The sequence below is a fragment of the Paenibacillus pectinilyticus genome (assembly GCF_001700435.1).
GTDB classification, from domain to species: Bacteria; Bacillota; Bacilli; order Paenibacillales; family NBRC-103111; genus Paenibacillus_E; species Paenibacillus_E pectinilyticus.
Window position 1 is genome coordinate 181487 of the sequence record NZ_LYPC01000027.1, and the last position, 18719, is coordinate 200205.

The window sequence follows — 18719 nt, forward strand, 5'->3', positions numbered from 1 at the left end:
AAGGAGCTAATCGATATGAGCAGGATATTAACAGAGCGGCTAGTAGTTTCCTTGCTGGTCATCCTTGGTTCCTTAATCCTTGTTTTCTGTATTCTGTATGTGCTTCCCGGAGATCCAGTGCTCTCTATGGTTGATCCAGCCTCGATGTCACCGGAGGCGATTGCCAACCTAAGACATCAGCTCGGACTGAATGAACCCTTCTACGTTCAATTTGGGCACTATTTCATGGCGATGATCCATGGGGATTTCGGTAAGTCGCTATTGAATAGTGAACCAGTGTTACCCAAGATTCTGAAACATCTTCCTGCTACGTTGGCCCTTACTGTAGCCAGTACGCTTATTTCCACAATCATCGGTGTAGGGCTTGGTGTCATTTCCGCTGTACACCGCAATCGATGGATCGATGTTCTGGCTCGCATAGTTGGATTGTTCGGCATTTCAATGCCAACGTTCTGGTCTGGTATCCTGCTGATTCTGATCTTTTCGGTATCCCTAGGTTGGTTTCCGGCAATGGGATCAAACGGGCTAATTACCCTTGTGCTTCCTTCACTTACACTTGGCTTTATTGGAGCTGGATTTATCGTTCGCATGGTTCGCAACTCGATGCTAGAAGTGATTAATGAGCATTTCATTGTGACGTTGCGTGCCAAAGGGCTTTCTGAACGACTAGTCATGTATCGACATGCGCTTCGCAATGCATTAATACCAGCGGTCACAATTATTGGCATTCATATCGGAGATCTGATGGCTGGTACGGTCGTGATCGAAACCGTTTTTTCCAGACAAGGGATTGGCCGAATTCTCGCGGACGCCATCATGTCCAAAGATTTGCCTGTTGTTCAGGGCGTTGTCTTTTTCTCAGCAATTATCTATGTCATTGTTAATTTGCTAGTCGATATTTCTTATGTATTCATCGATCCACGAGTTCGTCGAACACACTAGTTCGGATATGAAAGCCTATTGGAGAGGAGATGAGAGGTAATGAAGGATGTTCTTTCCACAAGACCTATCTGGCAAAGGCAGAAATGGCCTCTTCGCATTAGTCAGATACCGAGGACCCTTAACGCATCAGAAATCCTGGTTTATTTAGCGGCTATTGTGGCCTTGTTTATTATCGGTTGCGCCCTATTTCCGCAATGGATTGCACCTTATTCACCGACTGCGATGCTCGCTGATCAAATTATGCATGCGCCAAGCAAAGCTCATTTATTTGGAACGGATTATTTTGGCAGAGATATATTCAGTCTTGTCGTTTATGGCAGCCGTGATTCTCTCATTATTGGTTTCTCTTCTGTACTCGCAGGGGGAATCATTGGGGGAACCATCGGGGCATTATCTGGGTACATCGGTGGCGTTGTTGACACCATATTCATGCGGATTATCGATGTGCTTATGACGATTCCTGGTATTCTGTTAGCGTTAGCGATAGCTGCCGCACTGGGTCCTCATTTATTTAATCTGATTTTTGCTGTTGCAGCAGCGTCCATACCGCAGTATGCAAGAGTTATGCGAGGTCAGATTCTGAGTATTAAGAATCTCTCGTTCATTACAGCTTCTCGGTCTATTGGAGCGTCTAAAGTACGTATATTTTTTCGCCATGTGCTAACTAATGCTTGGTCACCACTCTTAGTGATGTCTACAATCGGCTTGGGTGCATCGATATTGGTCGGTGCAGGGCTAAGCTTTCTTGGTCTGGGTGTGCTCAAAGAAATCCCCGATTGGGGAGCGCTGCTCTCGCAAGGGAGAGGCTACCTCACAGTGGCTTGGTGGATTTGTACGTTTCCCGGCCTAGCCATCACGTTATTCGTTATATCTGTGAATTTAATTGGTGATAAACTACGTGACTCCTTGGATCCCAAGCAGAGATGAGCATAACAAGGAGGCGGCGCAAGTTGAAGCAACTGCTGGAGATTGACAAGTTAAGTGTAGCTTTTAAAACCAATAAGGGATCTTTCACAGCCATTCAAGACATTTCTTTGAAAATTGGCGTAGGAGAAACGATCTGTCTCGTTGGAGAATCTGGCAGCGGCAAATCGGTTACTTCCAAATCAGTCATGCGCTTAATCGATTATGAAAATGGTCGGATATCCGGCGGTCGAATCGTACTCGATGGCGAGGATTTAACCCTTTTATCACAGAAAGAACTTCGAGCATTACGCGGGAAGAAAATGGCTATGGTGTTCCAAGAGCCCATGGCTGCTTTCGATCCGGTTTTCACCATTGGCAGTCAAATTATCGAAGTAATCATTCAGCATAACCAAGGGAATCGTGAACAAGCTTGGGAGCGGGCTGTCTATTTATTAAAGCGTGTTGGCATTCCAGAGCCAGAAATCCGGATGAACCAATACCCTGGCGAGCTTTCAGGCGGAATGCTGCAGCGAGCGATGATTGCTATGGCATTGAGCTGCAGTCCACAGCTGTTGATTGCAGATGAACCTACGACGGCACTCGATGTGACGATTCAAGCGCAGATCCTTCATCTGCTGCAGGAGTTGAAAGAAGAGTTCAATATGTCCATAGTGCTCATCACACATGATTTGGGGATTGCCGCTGAGATGGCGGATACCATCATTGTGATGTACGCTGGACAAATCGTTGAACAAGCGAGTGCTCAACAATTGTTCGATAAACCACACCATCCGTACACGAGAGGGTTACTGCGATCGATTACGACGATGGATAGCAATCGTACAGCTCGCTTGTTCTCCATTGAAGGTACGATTCCCCATTTGTCGGATATGCCTTCAGGTTGCCGGTTTCATCCTAGATGTCCGTTTGCGACCGAACGATGTGCGAAAGACAGCCCGCCATTACGCTTAGTCAATGAACGTCTTACGGCATGTTGGTATGCGGAAGAATTAGTGGGGCTTGAAGACTGGGTGCAGGATGCAGCGGTTGTAGATACAACTGCAAATACAAATACGTATACAGATCAAGGATCTTCTGATGAAATTGGAAATCAGGTTTCACCTGGCGAGACACTCTTCGAGATTAAAGGTTTAAGTAAATTTTATCCGATTGGAAAAGGCACATTCAGCCGATCGAAATCCAATATACGGGCAGTTGATGATGTTTCCTTCTCGATTAAGAAGGGGGAAACCTTTGGTTTAGTCGGTGAGTCCGGCAGTGGCAAATCAACCTTAGGCCGCGTTCTGCTTCAGCTGGAGAGAGCAACAGAGGGTAAGGTTCTATTCGAAGGAAAGGAATTAGCCAAGCTTTCGACCAAAGAATTGCAAGGAGCGCGCCGAGATATGCAGATCATTTTCCAAGATCCCTACGGTTCTGTGAACCCGCGTTGGAAGGTTGGCGATATTATCGGCGAACCGTACGATATCCATGATTCATTTAGCAAGACAGAGAAACGGGCAAAAGTAGAAGAATTGTTGGAGCTAGTAGGCTTAAATCGCACGATGTATGATCGATTTCCGCATGAGTTCTCGGGAGGGCAGCGACAGCGGATTGGTATAGCGAGAGCGATCGCTCTCAATCCAAAGTTCATCCTTGCTGATGAGGCCGTATCTGCACTGGACGTATCTGTTCAGGCACAAATCGTAAATTTAATGCAGGATCTGCAGAAAAAACTAGGGCTAACCTACTTATTTATTGCTCATGGCTTGAATATTGTTCGCCATCTATCCGATCGAATCGGTGTCATGTACTTAGGTAAACTCGTCGAGATTGCTCCAACCGATCAGTTATTTCAGCACCCCTCCCACCCCTACACGAAGGGGCTGCTTTCTTCGATTCCCTCGACCGATCCCACTCAAAAAAGAGCATGGATAGAGATCCAAGGGGAAATTCCTTCACCAGCGAATCCGCCTTCGGGTTGTCGGTTTCACACGCGGTGTCCTGCAGCAACTGCAAGATGCAAAGAAGAACAGCCAGAATTACTGCAAATCCGTGAGGGGCACTGGGCCGCTTGTCATTATCCTTTGTAAATTAGCTAAAAGAGGTCAACTAGTGAAAAACTAGCTGACCTCTTTTTAATTATGTAAAGCTTTGTTTGTCTTATTTACTATCAGCACTATAAACAAGGTTGCCCAGCACATCAAGGGCAACCTTGTTGTCGTACTCCAATTATCTAGGCCATCGCTCTGAAACAGATGGAAGAGCTGGAAATACAGCATGCGGCTCTAATTGATACCAATAGGCCACAGACGAGATATCATCCGAACGCTCAAATAGCTGCTTCGAGTCATGTCCGATGACTTGAATCGTCACCTTGAGATCGCTTTCAAAGTGGATCGGATCTGGCAGATGCCAACGATACATCCCATGCATGGGAACCTTTTGCCCATAGGATCTGTCCACCTTCGCAGACTCACTATAGTATTTGTAGCCTAGAAATGGTGTCGAATACGATTCAGGCTCTGTCTCTCCTGTAAAACACCAAGCGCCACCTACGTAATCCTCTACGCCTGTTCCGCAAATGGTCGGCCACTCCTTGTCGCCATCGAGATAAAATTTAATCTCTCCTTCACCCCACCAGTGTCGTTCAAGTGCTGCCCACGCCAGATAAGTTCCTATGTACTGACCTGATCCTTGAACCCCATCTAGAAGGGTATAATCCTGCCCAGTTTCTGTACTGCGGGTTCTACGCCACTGTGCATGGAAGTACCCGGTGTTGAGTGGAAGTTCATCTACTAACGTGTAGTTAACCGTATAGAATAGATGGCTAATCTCCTCGGTATGCTGATTCTCAATCGTAATCTTCGCCGATTTATGAAACGGCATTGCAAAATAACAATTCATGCCCCCTGTTGGATTTACGGAAATGGGCAAGGAATTCACATTCGTACGAATGCCAAAGCCGTTGCAAAAGAAATCTCCTAATGGCGTTTCTACAGAAGGCAGCTCTTCGCCGTCCCAATACATGCGCAGAACCAGATCCCGGAACAGATAACTGCCTTCCTGTGCATAACAGTTTGGCATCTTATCAGCCACTGTCAGCCAGAAATGCTGAAGGATTCCCGGGCCTTGTATCTCCGCCAGTGTTATCGTTGCACCAGCAGGAATTGGAATGAAAGGGCGTCCTTTTCTGCCGACGCCAAGATGATTCGCGGCCTGACCGCCTTTTCCCTTCTCTCCATTGGGATTCTCTGCCGAGATAGAACGACTGCGAACGTTGTTGACGAGTGAAGCAGAAGATAAGCTAGATCCTAAACCAAATGGCATGTTCATCGAAGCACCTCAATTATCAATTATTGTGTTATCTGCAAACCATTGTACAATAGGAATAAGGAATTTTCGTTAGCATGGATTGCTAATGATTTAACACTTATTGTGGAGTGATGTGCGAATGTTAGCCGGATTAGATAATGTCTCACCCTTTATTCGTGTTGCGATGGACGGCCCCATTGATGAACGGTGGTCGGTTGAGGAACGCGTGATTTGGGATTATGAACTCCTGTATGTGATGGAAGGCCAACTTGCCATTACCGTCGAAGACGTGATGTATCTAGGCTTACCTGGCGACTTTTTTCTTTTTAAGCCTAATCAACGACATGCCATTCAGATGTATGAATCCAAACACATACGCCAACCGCATGTGCATTTCGACCTGCATATGCTGCCGGACCGTCATGAAGTTACCGTTTCATTCAAAAAGTTCCATGACATGACCGCTGCCGAGCAGGGGTGGTTTCGAACGGATGAACTTTCATTTCCTCCTTATGATTTACCCAATCATATTCGCCCCCGTCATGCAGCTGAATTGGAGCGGCTGCTGTTTGAATTGATCCGCGAGTACGAGACGAAGCAGCCCTTTTCAGAGCTGCGAATGAAGAGCTGCCTCCTAGAATTGCTCGCTCTGCTTATGCGAGAGCAGTACTGGGATCGTCAAATGAGATTGAATGAACATACGGATATGCTCATGAGCATTCGGAAGGAATTAGAGCTGAATGTGAATAGTAAAATAAAGCTCGACGATCTGTCTGCACATTATCACATCAGCAAATTCCACCTGATTCACTTATTCAAGCAGCAGTTTAACATGACACCCATCCACTACCAACAGAAGATCAGGATGGAAAGAGCCAAGAATTTAATTAAATTTTCGACAGCTTCGTTAAGCGACATTGCCGACACATTGGGGTATACCAATATTCAAACGTTCAGCCGGGCTTTCAAAGCCATGGAGGGGAAAAGTCCGTCTGAATATAGAAAGTCTTAAGCGCCTAACCTTCAGAAAAAACTGCAGATTTTAAACATAACCTCTTCATTTGTTCCTAAAGGATACAGACTTAGTTGTGGTAGAGTTGATTTGTAAGCGCTAACTACAACGGGAATGGTCATTTCCTAGATGAAACGAGGTAGATGGACTTGAAATCGAAGGCATCCATATATGTCATGCTGGTCCCCAATTTATTGCTTTTCTTATCGCTCAGTATTTACCCCATTATTTGGTCCCTTCGCTATGCCTTTTATGATTATGATGGTGTGTATCAACCTAAATTCGTTGGGTTCGACAATTTTGTTCAGCTCATAACGAAAGATGCTGTGTTCTGGCAGTCACTTCAAGTGACGGGCATCTATGTTTTGGGAAAGCTACTCATTGTGATTCCACTTGCCTTTCTAGTAGCCTTGGCTTTAAATATTCGATTTCGCGGAAATGGTCTGCTGCAGGCGATCGTATTCAGTCCCACGATTATGAGTTCCGCCGTCATGGCGATGATGTTTTATCTGCTTTTGAACGTGTATAACGGTGAGGTTAATCGTTATTTCATGATGTTTGGAATCATCCATGCGCCAATCGAATGGTTGGGCAACCACTTCGCCATGTTTTCGGTCATCATGGTGGCCTTTTGGGGAGGATTAGGTAACTATATGGTATACTTCCTAGCCGGACTTCAAACGATTCCTAAGGATGTTTATGAAAGTGCCGATTTGGATGGTGTTACCTTCTGGAAACGTATGTTCTATATCACGCTGCCGATGTTAGGGCCTGTGCTTCGCGTTATCCTTATGCTGGCTATTGTGAGTGCCTTCCAAGATATCCAGAGCATTCTCGTCTTAACAGGCGGTGGACCTCTTGCGAAGACGAAAGTGGTCTTCTTATATATTTATCAATTATTTTTCCCAGTCGATCCCAATTCCGCCTTCCACGCTCAGATCGGGTATGGGGCAGCGGCTAGTATGGTGACAGGATTAATCTTGGGCATGATTACACTTCTATTCTTGTACATCTCCCGTAAGCTTGATAAAATTTATTAAAGGAGGGGCATAACAGCTATGACTAGGAAGATCGCTGGCCTCATTGGACTTTCATTGTTTCTCCTGATTATTGTCGTATTTACTTTATATCCTGTCATTTACACCTTGTTAGGTTCACTTAAATCTAATATGGAACTGCAAGGAGGGGGCTCTTTCTGGCCCAAAGAATGGTTATTCTCGAACTATGCTGTCGCCTTCCGCAAGGCGCAATTTCTTAAATATACTGGAAATAGTATCATACTAAGTGTGCTCACGATGGGCATTGCGCTTATCACGTCCTCGCTAACAGGATATGTACTGGCCAGACACCAGTTTGCAGGTAAAAAACTATTGATTACGGGTTACCTAGCTGTTATGTTTGTTGCACTTGGTCCGATTATTCTATATCCGCAGTATAAGCTTATGAACACGATTGGTTTGACTGGCAACTTGGTAGGGCTTGCGCTCGTGTTAACTGGCGGGCAAGCTAGCAACATCTTTCTCGTACAAGGCTTTATCAAAAGCGTTCCAAAGGACTTAGATGAATCCGCCTATATGGATGGAGCCGGCTATTTCCGAATTTACTGGAACCTGATTCTGCCTCTGATCCGTCCGGTTCTTGGCGTGGTTGCCTTATTTTCCTTCCGGGCGGCATGGAATGATTATGTGACCGCGCTCGTCTTCAGTATACCGAACCCGGCGATTCGTCCGCTTGCTGTAGCGGTGGTGGGTCTACGATACTCAGCGAATGCGGCAGCGGAATTGCACATTATGACAGCAGGAGCTTCGATCGCGCTGCTTCCGATCTTGATTGTTTACTTCTTTACCAATAAGCAATTCATTAGCGGGCTAACGGCGGGTTCAATAAAAGGCTGATTAGGATGGTTAGACAGATGAAGCTTATGAATGCTTGGCTCAATGCGAGACTGAAAATGAAAATAGCACTGCTCTGTTTCCTGCTTGTCCTACTATCCACTGGATTGTTAGGACTGTTTTTCTATCGTCATTCGGTAACGCTTGCAAGAGAATCGGCCAGAATTCAATCCACAGAAATTTTGACACAGGTCAGTAATTATTTTGATGAGAAAATGAAACAAACGATAGGCCGAGTCTATAGTATTCGCTCTGATACCACGTTTAGCGAGATGGCTCAGCATTATTTGATCAATGAGGAGCCGCAATATTACGCACCTGCCCTATCCTATTTTTCCAGCGTATTCGCTGAAATTCGGTATTCAGAACCATTCGTTTCTTCGGTGTTACTCTACACGCCCAAAAGCACCTTCTATGATTTATCTCTGTCCATTCCTTTTGGGATGGATTTTACGCATACGGCGATTTTCCAGAAAATAGCCAGTTTGCCGAATGCGTCGGTCTACTGGCTGCCCTTATCTGATCAAGAAATATACCGGGTTCCGAAGCAAACGATTCCTCTCGTTCTGCGGATGTCCGTCAGTGGCTATCAAGATTTGCTCATGGTGATCAATCTCAATGAAGATATGCTGATGAACTACCTCCTGGCAGCGCAATCGGAGAAAGGCATTCATGCGGCTATTGTTACGAAAGAAGGAGACGTTGTAGCATCGGATAATTCGGCGGAAATGACGGATTTTCTGACACATAAATGGAAGCTGAAGGATTCGAAAACAGGGGGAAGCTCCTCAGAAAATAAAACAGTCAAATTAAGCAATGGCGCTTATTTCGTCAATCAAGTCCAGACGAAAGTACCTCCGTGGACGATCGTTCAGCTGCGCTCAGAACAAACTTTGAAGGAGCAATTACGAGGGATTCAAGTCTATGTGGTGGAGGTTGTCCTTGTTTTCGTTGCAATTAGCCTCCTGCTGGGGTTCTGGTTGAGCACGCAAATTAGCCGTCCGCTAAGTATTCTGGAAAAATCCATGCAGCGAGTTCGCATTCGTCAATTTGACGTTCGCTTTGATTATCCCTATAACGATGAGGTTGGTAAATTAAGTCGTACTTTCAATTTCATGATTGAGGAAATTCAAGAGCAGGTGCAAAGTATGAACACCTATATTCTTCAGCTTCAGCAGGAAAAGGATAAAGTGCAGCAAAAGGAAATCCAGAAAAGGCGAGCCGAATTGAATACGCTGATCTCGCAATTGACACCTCATTTCCTCTATAATACCCTCGACTCCATGAAATGGCTGGCCGAAAGAAATGATCAGAAGGAAATCAGCCAAATGGCGACAGATCTGGCCACCTTTTTTCGCACAACGCTAAGTAAAGGCAGAGAGATGATTACGATCAAAGAGGAATTTGAGCATGTGTCCAGCTATTTGGCTATTCAAAAAATACGTTATGGTGACGCGTTTACGTATGACTTAGAGATTGAAGAAAGTCTGTTGCATTTGATGACGCCCAAACTGATCCTGCAGCCACTCGTAGAGAATGCGATTTATCATGGGATTAAAAGGATGAAGGGCCCTGGTTATATCCAGATTCGTGTGGGGATTAGCGAGGAACGCATCTATCTGAAAGTAACGGATAATGGGGCAGGTATTCATCCGTATAAATTGGCTATTTTGCGTAAACGATTAGATGAAAAGCTGGCCGACCCAGACAATGGCTATGGTTTGTTCAATGTACACGACCGTATTCAATTATATTTTGGCGAACGCTATGGGCTTGAGATTTCGTCTATCTTGAATGAAAGCACGTGTATGACAGCATGGATTCCGCAAATACAGCGAGAGGATGTGGCGAGTTATGTTTAAAGTACTGATTGTTGATGATGAGCCGATTATTCGGCAAGGAATTATGGAAGCGATCACACGACATCTGCCCGAATTTCAAGTCTTTAGTGCCAAAGATGGCGATGAGGCGCTGACGGTAGCTCTAAATGTCATGCCCGATTTGGTGATTACGGACATTCAAATGCCAGAGTATAATGGCCTTGATTTTATTGAACAACTGAAGGCGGAATCCCCGGATGTCTACATTATTATTTTAAGCGGATATGATGATTTCGGGTATGCGCAGCGAGGATTACAGCTTGGTGTCGTGGACTATCTACTGAAGCCATTGGAATCGCAGGCCATTGTGGAACGTGTGCAGAAAGCTGCATTGGAAATCGAACAACGCTATTCGTTGCTTAAAAATAAAGAAGAGCTTCAACTCCTGGTGAATGAAAGTTTACCGTTATATCGCGAAAGACTCTATCGGAAATGGGTGTCTGGAGACATTCAATCTCCTGCACTCGAAACGCAAGCAGCCATTATTGGTATTGCATGTAAGTCAAGCGCCTATCTGGTCGCTGTTCTCAAGGTTCGCAGGGAAGATGGCGAGCACGATCAGATGAATGAAGCCTTGGTGACAGCAGCTGTGAATGAAATCATGAGTGGCTCTTCGAGCTTGGCCGAATGCTATCCCTTTTTTGAAAAGGAGGGGCAGTTGACGATGATTATTGGAGGGAATGAGCGCAAACATCTGTTCTTCCAAACGGTTCAACAGAGCTTAGTCCGACTGGCCAAATCCTTACAGCAGATGTCCTTGCGAATACAAATTGGCTTAGGCGCGATTGCTGACTCCGTAGATGGCGTCCATACGTCATATATGCAAGCTGTAGAAGCGGTATCGTACACATTTTCCTCACAGGATAGGATCCTGATTAACTATGAAGAAATTGGTACAGGCGAAGTGCCTAAAGCGAATGAAGTGGATGCTTTGTTTGAGCAGTTCCTGTTGCTAGTGAAGCTATATGAGAAAGAACAGGCGCTGGAACAGCTTCAGCTTGTATTTCGCTATTATGAGAAGAATGACCAAGCGAATCCGCATTGGGTTAAGCTTGCTGTTATGAATCATACGATGGCTTTCATACGTCTCATGGAACAGTGCGGCATTCCAGCTGGCTGGTTCTTCCAAGACAAGGCGACGGATCCGTATTGGAACTTGTACCGGCATGAGCATTTTCAGGAAATGAAGGTATGGTTCACGGAGCTGTTGACTCTCTGCTTCAAGGAAATGGAGAAAAGCAGAGCTACGAAAATGGTCAGCTATATTGATAAAGCGAAAGTCTATATCGAGAGTGCATATGCTGACAGTAGTTTGTCATTGGGGGATTTGGCTGCGAAGCTATTCATTAATCCCAATTATTTAAGACAATTATTTAGACAGCAAATGAAGGAATCCTTCGTGGAATATTTGACCAAGGTTCGAATGGAGAAGGCTGCTGAATTACTTAGGGACCATAGTTTGAAAATCCAGGAAATTGCTGAAAAGGTTGGCTATGAAGAACAACGTTACTTTTCAAGCTGTTTCAAGAAATACTTTCAATTAACACCTACGGAGTATCGCGAAGCCGACAATCTGCAGAATCCATACATAACATCTAAGGATATTTGATTATCTCGTAAAAAAAGCTGCGTTATACTGAAAGCGTAAACATGTAAGGGGTTACAATAAAACGAAAAACGAAAGGGTAGGTTCGAATGATGACTAGTAAACAGAAAAGAATCGGTTACACGTTAGCAGTAGTACCATTGACGTTGTCCGTGTTGGCAGGTTGTGCTTCGAGTACAACGACAAGTTCCGCAACCAGTTCTCCCCAAGCTTCGGCTGCTGCAACGTCTTCTACCGCATCAACTGCACCGAAGACAACGACAACGATTAAAGTGTGGACCCTCAACCGTCATGATCAGGACTATATGCAGAACATGGTGGATACGTTCAACAAGTCGAACAAAGATGGCATTAAGATTGATTATCAAATCTACTCCGAGAACTATAATCAATCGCTGGATATTGCGATGTCAACGAATGAAGGACCTGACGTGTTCTTCGATGGCGGTACAGCTTATGCGGATCATTTACCGAAAGGTGATTTGTTGCCGCTCGATAAATATTTAACACCGGAATTTAAGCAAAGATTTGGTGATGGCGCCTTCTTGGATGGCGTGAACATGAAAGACGGCAAAACGTACTCGATCCCAGCGATTGGCAGTACGGCTCGATTATTTTATAACAAAGGGATTTTCGAGAAAGCGGGTATTGCTGGGCCTCCTAAAACGATGGCTGAACTGACTGCCGATGCGAAGCAAATTACCGATAAGCTGAAAGGGCAAGGGATTTATGGCTTTGCGATGAATTTAAAATCGCCAGGATCCGCATTCGGTCGTTCCTTGGAATTCGTTAACATGCGCAATGGCGGCGTATATGGCGGGTATGATTTTAAACAAGGCAAATATGATTTCAGCAGTTATAAACCAACTTTGAATGCATTCAAAGATCTCTATAGCTCTGGTGCGATGTTCCCTGGCTCGACTTCCTTAGATATTGACCCGCTGCGCACACAATTTGCTGCTGGTAAAATCGGGATGTACTTCGGTCTTACCCATGCAGAACCAGGTGTATACACGACGCAATTCCCAACCAAAGAAGATTGGGATGTAGCTCCAATTCCGACAATTGACGGAACTGTGAAAGGGGCGCAACAAATTATCGTCGCGGGCAGATGGTTCTTGGCGAATGCACATACCCAGCATCCAGATGAAGCTTGGAAAGTCATGAATTACTTATACAGTGATGAGCTATTGACGGGTTATCACGAGAAAGGTCTAGGTATTGTTATGGTGCCGAGTGTGATCTCACATGCGAAACAATCGGATAATTTGAAGAAATGGCCGGCACTTGGCTTTACGGATACAGACAAAGTATATCCACCGAACCCTACAGGTGTTCAAGCGCAAGGCAATGACTCCGCATTCGTGATGAATGCCATCATTCAAGGCGCACAAGACATTGACAAAGGAATCGCCGACTTAAATACACGTTACAATGATGCGTATGATAAAGCGATTGCTGCAGGAAAAACGGCCAAAATTCAATACCCTAACTTTGATCCAATGAATCCAGGTAAGTCCGCATCGAAATAAGGAATAGCGCTTTGACCGCTCGCTACCCAACATCTGGGGGCGAGCGTGTTTTCAATTGTTGCGAAGGAGACGAATGACATGTTTGCTGCAAAAATGAAAGCTTACGATGAGAAGATTCTGCTTGCTGCCCCTCTTCGTGGTAATGATCTGCCTGCTTTTGAAGATAGAGAAAGGTGGGAAGCGTTACCGGCGGATGTCCGAAGGATCCATATGGAGCTTGGTGAACGTTATTTAGGTCAGGCGTGGTCGGTCATTCCAGCGACTTCGTTTATGGAATTCGAACGAGAAGGTAAGCGTGATGGCTATCAAGCTTACTATTTTGAGCGTCGTAAGGCTTTAAGCATGATGGTGATCGCAGAGTGTATCGAAGGCAATGGCAGATTCCTAGATAGCATCATTGATGGGATATGGCTTGTGTGCGAGGAAAGTGCGTGGTGGCTGCATGCGCATAATTACTTGTCATTGCAAGGAGGGCATGAGCCGCTTCCCAATGTCGAAGAGCCATTGATCGATCTTTTTGCTGCAGAAACGGGGATGATGTTAGCGTGGATTCATTATCTGTTAGGCAGTGAATTGCGGAAGATCAGCCCGCTTATTCCGAATCGGATTCAAGTTGAATTGAAGCGCCGCATTTTTGAACCGTTTTGGGAGCGGGATGATTTCTGGTGGATGGGTATGGTCGATCAAGGCATGGAGATTAGCAATTGGACGACATGGTGCTCGGAAAATGTACTCATGACTTATCTGCTCATGGAGGAGGATGATCGTGAGGTTACACGTTCAATCAAGCGATTAGCTCAAATCGTGGATTGCTTTATGGACGTCTATCCAGCGGATGGCGCTTGTACGGAAGGTCCAGGCTACTGGAGTAGAGCGGGCGGTTCGTTATGCAACTTCTGTGATTGGGTCAAAAGGAGTTCCGGTGGTCAGGTGGATTTGTTCCAAGAGCCTCTCGTTCAAGAGATTGGCCGATTCATATATCGTGGACACATTGATGGCCAGTATGTTGTGAATTATTCCGACTCTGGTTTCAAGGCTACACCAGCCCCATACACGGTATATCGTTACGGACTTGGCATCGGTGATTCGCATCTCACCTCATTTGCATCTGCCCTGTTAGCTGCGAAAGGCTTGGATGCAGACACGCAAATCGTATCCCTATATGGACTTCTGAGAAATGCCTTTGATTATAGCGAAATGAAAGCGCATCCGGCTGTTTATCCGTATGTGCAGGACGTTTGGCTGCCAGACACAGCGTACATGATTGCTAGAGAACATGCAGGTTCTTCCCAAGGCTTCTTCCTAGCAGCCAAAGGCGGTCACAATGAGGAAACCCACCATAACCATAACGATGTGGGTAACTTTATTCTCTATTACGATGGTAAGCCGGTCCTTATCGATGTCGGGATGCAGCCTTACACGAAGATGACGTTTAGTAAAGGACGGTACGATTTGTGGAACATTAGATCCTCTCACCACAATGTACCGCTGATTGGTGGTTATGAACAAAGAGACGGTTCCGACTATCGAGCTCTTGATGTGGACTACAAGCTAGACGTCGATTCCGTCTCTTTCGCGCTTGATATAGCGAAAGCCTACCCGGAAGAAGCGGGTGTAAGAAGCTGGATACGTGATATCAAGCTATTTCGAGGAGGTGATTCGCGCGTTGAACTAAAGGAACAATTTGAGCTGGCAAGAAGTGTTGATAGCTTGTCGTGTGTCTTCATGGTGATGAATGAACCTGAGATGATTTCACCAGGGCATGTACGGTTAGATCAGAATATCGTCATGCAATATGACTGCGAGTGCTTCCAGCTGCAGACAGAACGAATTGACGGTCATCAACCAATGGCTGGTCTTCCATCATGCTTCCGCATTATGCTGACTTGGATGAATCCGGGCAAGAACGGAAACTGGCAAATCAAGTTTTATTCGATGTAAAAGGGAGCAGTGGAGAGATAACCAAACTAAATTCGTTATTCAATGGAGGGATTTTATGAAAAAGGCAAGACAAATCTTGGTGAGGATGGTATGCGCAACACTGATCTTATTCGCTTTGAATAGTTTGCTGCTCCCAGGGGGTAACATCGTCCATGCTGGCCCCTACGCAAGAGATCAAGTTTCGCTGAATGGGATTTGGAATTTTTATCCCAATAACGGCACTACGCGATATCAGATTAATGTACCTTCTTACTGGGATGACACCAATTCTAATAATTACCCGGCAGACTGGCAGAACCTAACGTATGGCGTTTATAAGACAAACTTTTCCGTTCCTAGCTCGATGTCAGGTGAGGAAATTTATATGGATTTTGCAGGTGTTTCGTCCTTAGGAGCGCTCTATATCAACGGGAACCGCGTCCAATTGCCAGCTTCCGGTAATTATTTAATGACCTTGCTTCCCTATGATTTGGACATTACGAATTGGGTTACCGTTGGGTCTAGCAATACATTGGAGCTTCATGTGTACGGTTCAGCCTCATTTCCCGCTGATGCATTGAATGCGGGGAAACCTACCTATCCATATGGGACCGAGAATCTCACAGGTATTGGAAGAAGAGGCATCGGAGGCAACGTCAGCTTAAGCAGTAAGCCAAAGATTGCCGTAACGGATGTGCAAGTCATAACAGACTTGAAAGGGGATACGGATCCAAGCAATGATGTGATCACGCTAAAGGAGACAATTACGAATAACAACAGTACCAGCCAAACTGTGACTTTGAAAAATGCGGCATCCTTGGATGGGGGAAGTTTGGAAAAATCATGGACCGATCAATCGGTGACGATCCCAGCGAATTCGAGTGTAGCGGTGTCTCTCTCGAATATAGCTTGGACGAATGCGAAGTATTGGTGGCCTTCGGATCCCAAACTGTACAACCTGTCAACCAGCTTGGTGGATGCTAGCTCAGTGATGGTGGACTCCTTATCCACCTCGTTTGGCTTTCGGCAATTTACTCGTGTATCAGGTGCGAATTATTATACGCTAAATGGGCTGCGTGCCAATCTCAGAGGGGATACGCTTGATTTTCTGAATGCAGGAGGTACATCCAATGATCTGAATTATACGTATAATCTCCCAGCTGGAGCTTCGGCTGACCAAATGATCAAAGCGTATATTGATCAAGCTAAGGCACTGAATCTGAATGTACTGCGTTTCCATGTCAGAGGCGTGTTAACAGATGAGATTTACACCTATGCGGATCACGTAGGGATGATGCTGATAGATGAATCACCCTATTGGCAGCCCGAACGGCTGCTTGATTATGGCACAGCCTCGATTAATCATGCCAAAGAATGGGTCACACAATGGGTGAAAGCAGTCAAAAATCATCCATCCCTTATCATGTATTCATCGACGAATGAAGCGTGGAATGCGTTAGATGCTTCTACGTTAATGCCGAATCTTCGCACGGCTATTCTTGCTTATGACACGACGAGACCGATCTATAATGATGGTCAGCAATCCAATCTAAGCATCGATGATGAGTATAACTTTCATTACACAGGCGGATATCCGTTAGGTGTATTCAATACGACAAATCTATATGGGATTTATTCCGGAGGGACAACGAAACCAGTAGGGGAAGGCGAATCGTTGACACCTTCGCACGGATACCCAACAATCAGCTCCGACGGTACAACGGTTTCGGTTCTGACAACGGCTCCATTTGGCGGAAGTCCGAATGTCATCTCGCAAGCGCAATACGTGAAGGAAGTCGGGCGAATTACCAGAGGAGCCCGATACGCAGGTGTGGCGGATTACAGACCGTTTTTCAATTATGAATATGCGTTTGATCCCATTGAGGCAACGATCCATCCTGTGTGGTCCGACATGTCGGCTTCCGGTTTGAAACCGGTATCCTTGTATCGGCCCTTGATCAACCCGTTTGATACGAACTATCCGACAGTCATCCAAGGGGATGGTTACAGCTATTATCAGAACTCCTTCGCGCCTGTGGCCGCATTCGATAAGGAGTTTGATCAATTGAATCGGATCGGGGCGAGCCCAACTGTCTATACAGGCGGCAATGCTGTTAATCAAACGGTTTTGATTTACAATGATGAACTAAACACAGGCACATCGGTGCAGATCAATTGGGAGGCTGGTTATACAGACCCAGCTACCAGTGCGTATACGTCATTTGCCAGCAATTCGTTTACGTCTGCGGTTGCGTATGGAAGCACGGTTTCACAGCCAATCAGCTTCACGATTCCTAGCGGTATTACGGGTTCAAAGCAATTGCAGTTGAAATTAACAGCCTCCAAAGGCGGGGTACAAAAGTTTACCGAAACGAACACCGTCGGTGTCATCAATGCCGTTTCAGCTCCTAAAATCAAAGTGACAAACCCAACCATTTCACTCGGAAATGTGACGAATGAAAATGTTAATCTGCATCACAAAATTAAGCTAGTCAACGCAGGCGGCGGACTAACGGAGAATTGGACAGCAACCGGACAGGGCGGTTGGTTGAATTTGCTGAGCCCTTCCGGGAATCTGAGAGGCGAGCAGGAGGTCTATTTTACCATTGATCCAGCCGGACTAACGGCAAATACGCCATACACCAAAACGATCACATTCACAGGCAATAGTGGTTCAACGGCAACAGCTACGATTAGTTTTACGAATAATGTTTCGCAATCCAGTGATCTTGCCTTAGGGAAAACAGTCACAACATCCTCTGCGCTGACTAGCTGGCCAGGGAGCAACTTGACGGACGGTCTCTCGACCACCTCATGGAGCAGCCAGTTGCAGACAACAAGTGCGGTTACGGAATGGGCAGTTATACCGTTCGGAGCAGCGACGAAATTCGATACGGTAGTTCTTACGCCGCGAAACGATATTGCGACTAATTTTGCTTGTTGTTTCCCTATTGATTTCCAGGTGCAGGGCTCTAATGATGGGAGCAGTTGGACAACAATCTCTAATCAAGTTGGCTTCCAAGCACCGGGAGCTGGTCAACGTGCCAGCATTTGGGTGGGCAATCAAACCTATGCTTACTTACGTATGTATGTGACTAAGACCTCTGCAGACAACTTTGGATCGTATTATGTGCAGCTTGGCGAAATCTCGGTGTATCAGAATGATCTCGCGCTAGGCAAGACAGTGACGACGTCTTCTGCACTAACTGGTTGGCCAGGCAGCACGCTGACCGATGGGGATCCGCTGACAACATGGAGCAGCATGAAGTATACGACAAGTGCCGTGAGCGAATCGGCATCGATCAATTTCGGGGGAGCGACGGCTTTTAACACAGTCGTCCTCTATCCGAGGAATTCAAGCGGGGACACGTGGTGCTTCCCGGTGGATTTTCAGATCCAAGGATCGAACAATGGGACGACATGGACAACGCTGAAAAACATTACAGGCTTCACAGCACCTGGAGCCACACAGCGTATGAACTTTTGGGTAGGCAACCAAAGCTATAGTTATCTCAGAGTGCTAACGACGAAGGCATCGGCAGATAGTTTTGGATCCTATTATGTGCAAATGGGAGGCCTGTCCGTTTATCGGAATTAGTAGGATTGGTTGTTGGGTGACGCAGGGAGCCGAGTAAGTGGGCTCTTTTTTTCGTTGTAAACTTAATGAAAACTTTGGCAAACATTGGTACTGTTCTAGTCCTTTGTAAGTTAAAATAG

Annotated in this window: 12 protein-coding genes; 11 read left to right on the forward strand and 1 reads right to left on the reverse strand. The window is 45.7% G+C overall.

What is annotated here, in order from left to right; translation table 11 throughout:
- Positions 1-15: 15 nt before the first annotated feature.
- Genes A8709_RS22620 through A8709_RS35495 form a run of 3 tightly spaced genes read left to right on the forward strand, consistent with a single transcriptional unit; the run spans position 16 to position 3938 of the window.
- Positions 16-942: an ABC transporter permease gene (locus A8709_RS22620; protein ID WP_065855412.1), complete on the forward strand. Its 927-nt coding sequence runs from the start codon at positions 16-18 to the stop codon at positions 940-942.
- A gap of 39 nt (positions 943-981) precedes the next feature.
- A complete protein-coding gene (locus A8709_RS22625; RefSeq protein ID WP_065855414.1) occupies positions 982-1869 on the forward strand; it encodes an ABC transporter permease in 888 nt (295 codons plus the stop codon).
- A gap of 23 nt (positions 1870-1892) precedes the next feature.
- A complete protein-coding gene (locus tag A8709_RS35495) occupies positions 1893-3938 on the forward strand; it encodes a dipeptide ABC transporter ATP-binding protein (RefSeq protein ID WP_341833434.1) in 2046 nt (681 codons plus the stop codon).
- Positions 3939-4077: 139 nt separating this feature from the next.
- Here the strand turns inward: A8709_RS35495 and A8709_RS22635 are convergent, their stop codons facing one another.
- Complete coding sequence (locus tag A8709_RS22635; protein WP_208607732.1) at positions 4078-5181, reverse strand: glycoside hydrolase family 172 protein; 1104 nt, start codon at positions 5179-5181, stop codon at positions 4078-4080.
- A 118-nt stretch (positions 5182-5299) separates the two neighbouring features.
- Between A8709_RS22635 and A8709_RS22640 the strand changes: the two genes are divergently transcribed.
- The 8 genes from A8709_RS22640 to A8709_RS22675 all read left to right on the forward strand — a co-directional run bounded on the left by A8709_RS22640 (position 5300) and on the right by A8709_RS22675 (position 18600).
- Positions 5300-6172: an AraC family transcriptional regulator gene (locus A8709_RS22640; RefSeq protein ID WP_065855419.1), complete on the forward strand. Its 873-nt coding sequence runs from the start codon at positions 5300-5302 to the stop codon at positions 6170-6172.
- Between the two features lie 149 nt (positions 6173-6321).
- Entirely contained in the window at positions 6322-7212 is an 891-nt protein-coding gene (locus A8709_RS22645; RefSeq protein WP_425262344.1) for a carbohydrate ABC transporter permease, read from the forward strand.
- Between the two features lie 18 nt (positions 7213-7230).
- Complete coding sequence (locus tag A8709_RS22650) at positions 7231-8067, forward strand: carbohydrate ABC transporter permease (RefSeq protein WP_065855422.1); 837 nt, start codon at positions 7231-7233, stop codon at positions 8065-8067.
- A 17-nt stretch (positions 8068-8084) separates the two neighbouring features.
- On the forward strand, positions 8085-9926 hold the full coding sequence (locus tag A8709_RS22655) for a sensor histidine kinase (RefSeq protein ID WP_065855424.1): 1842 nt from the start codon (positions 8085-8087) through the stop codon (positions 9924-9926).
- Positions 9919-11553: a response regulator gene (locus A8709_RS22660; protein WP_065855426.1), complete on the forward strand. Its 1635-nt coding sequence runs from the start codon at positions 9919-9921 to the stop codon at positions 11551-11553. The genes A8709_RS22655 and A8709_RS22660 overlap by 8 nt, the downstream gene beginning before the upstream one ends.
- An 86-nt stretch (positions 11554-11639) precedes the next feature.
- On the forward strand, positions 11640-13082 hold the full coding sequence (locus A8709_RS22665; RefSeq protein WP_208607733.1) for an ABC transporter substrate-binding protein: 1443 nt from the start codon (positions 11640-11642) through the stop codon (positions 13080-13082).
- Positions 13083-13160: 78 nt separating this feature from the next.
- Positions 13161-15023: a heparinase II/III domain-containing protein gene (locus A8709_RS22670; protein ID WP_065855428.1), complete on the forward strand. Its 1863-nt coding sequence runs from the start codon at positions 13161-13163 to the stop codon at positions 15021-15023.
- Between the two features lie 55 nt (positions 15024-15078).
- Positions 15079-18600: a glycoside hydrolase family 2 gene (locus tag A8709_RS22675; RefSeq protein ID WP_065855431.1), complete on the forward strand. Its 3522-nt coding sequence runs from the start codon at positions 15079-15081 to the stop codon at positions 18598-18600.
- Positions 18601-18719: the final 119 nt, after the last annotated feature.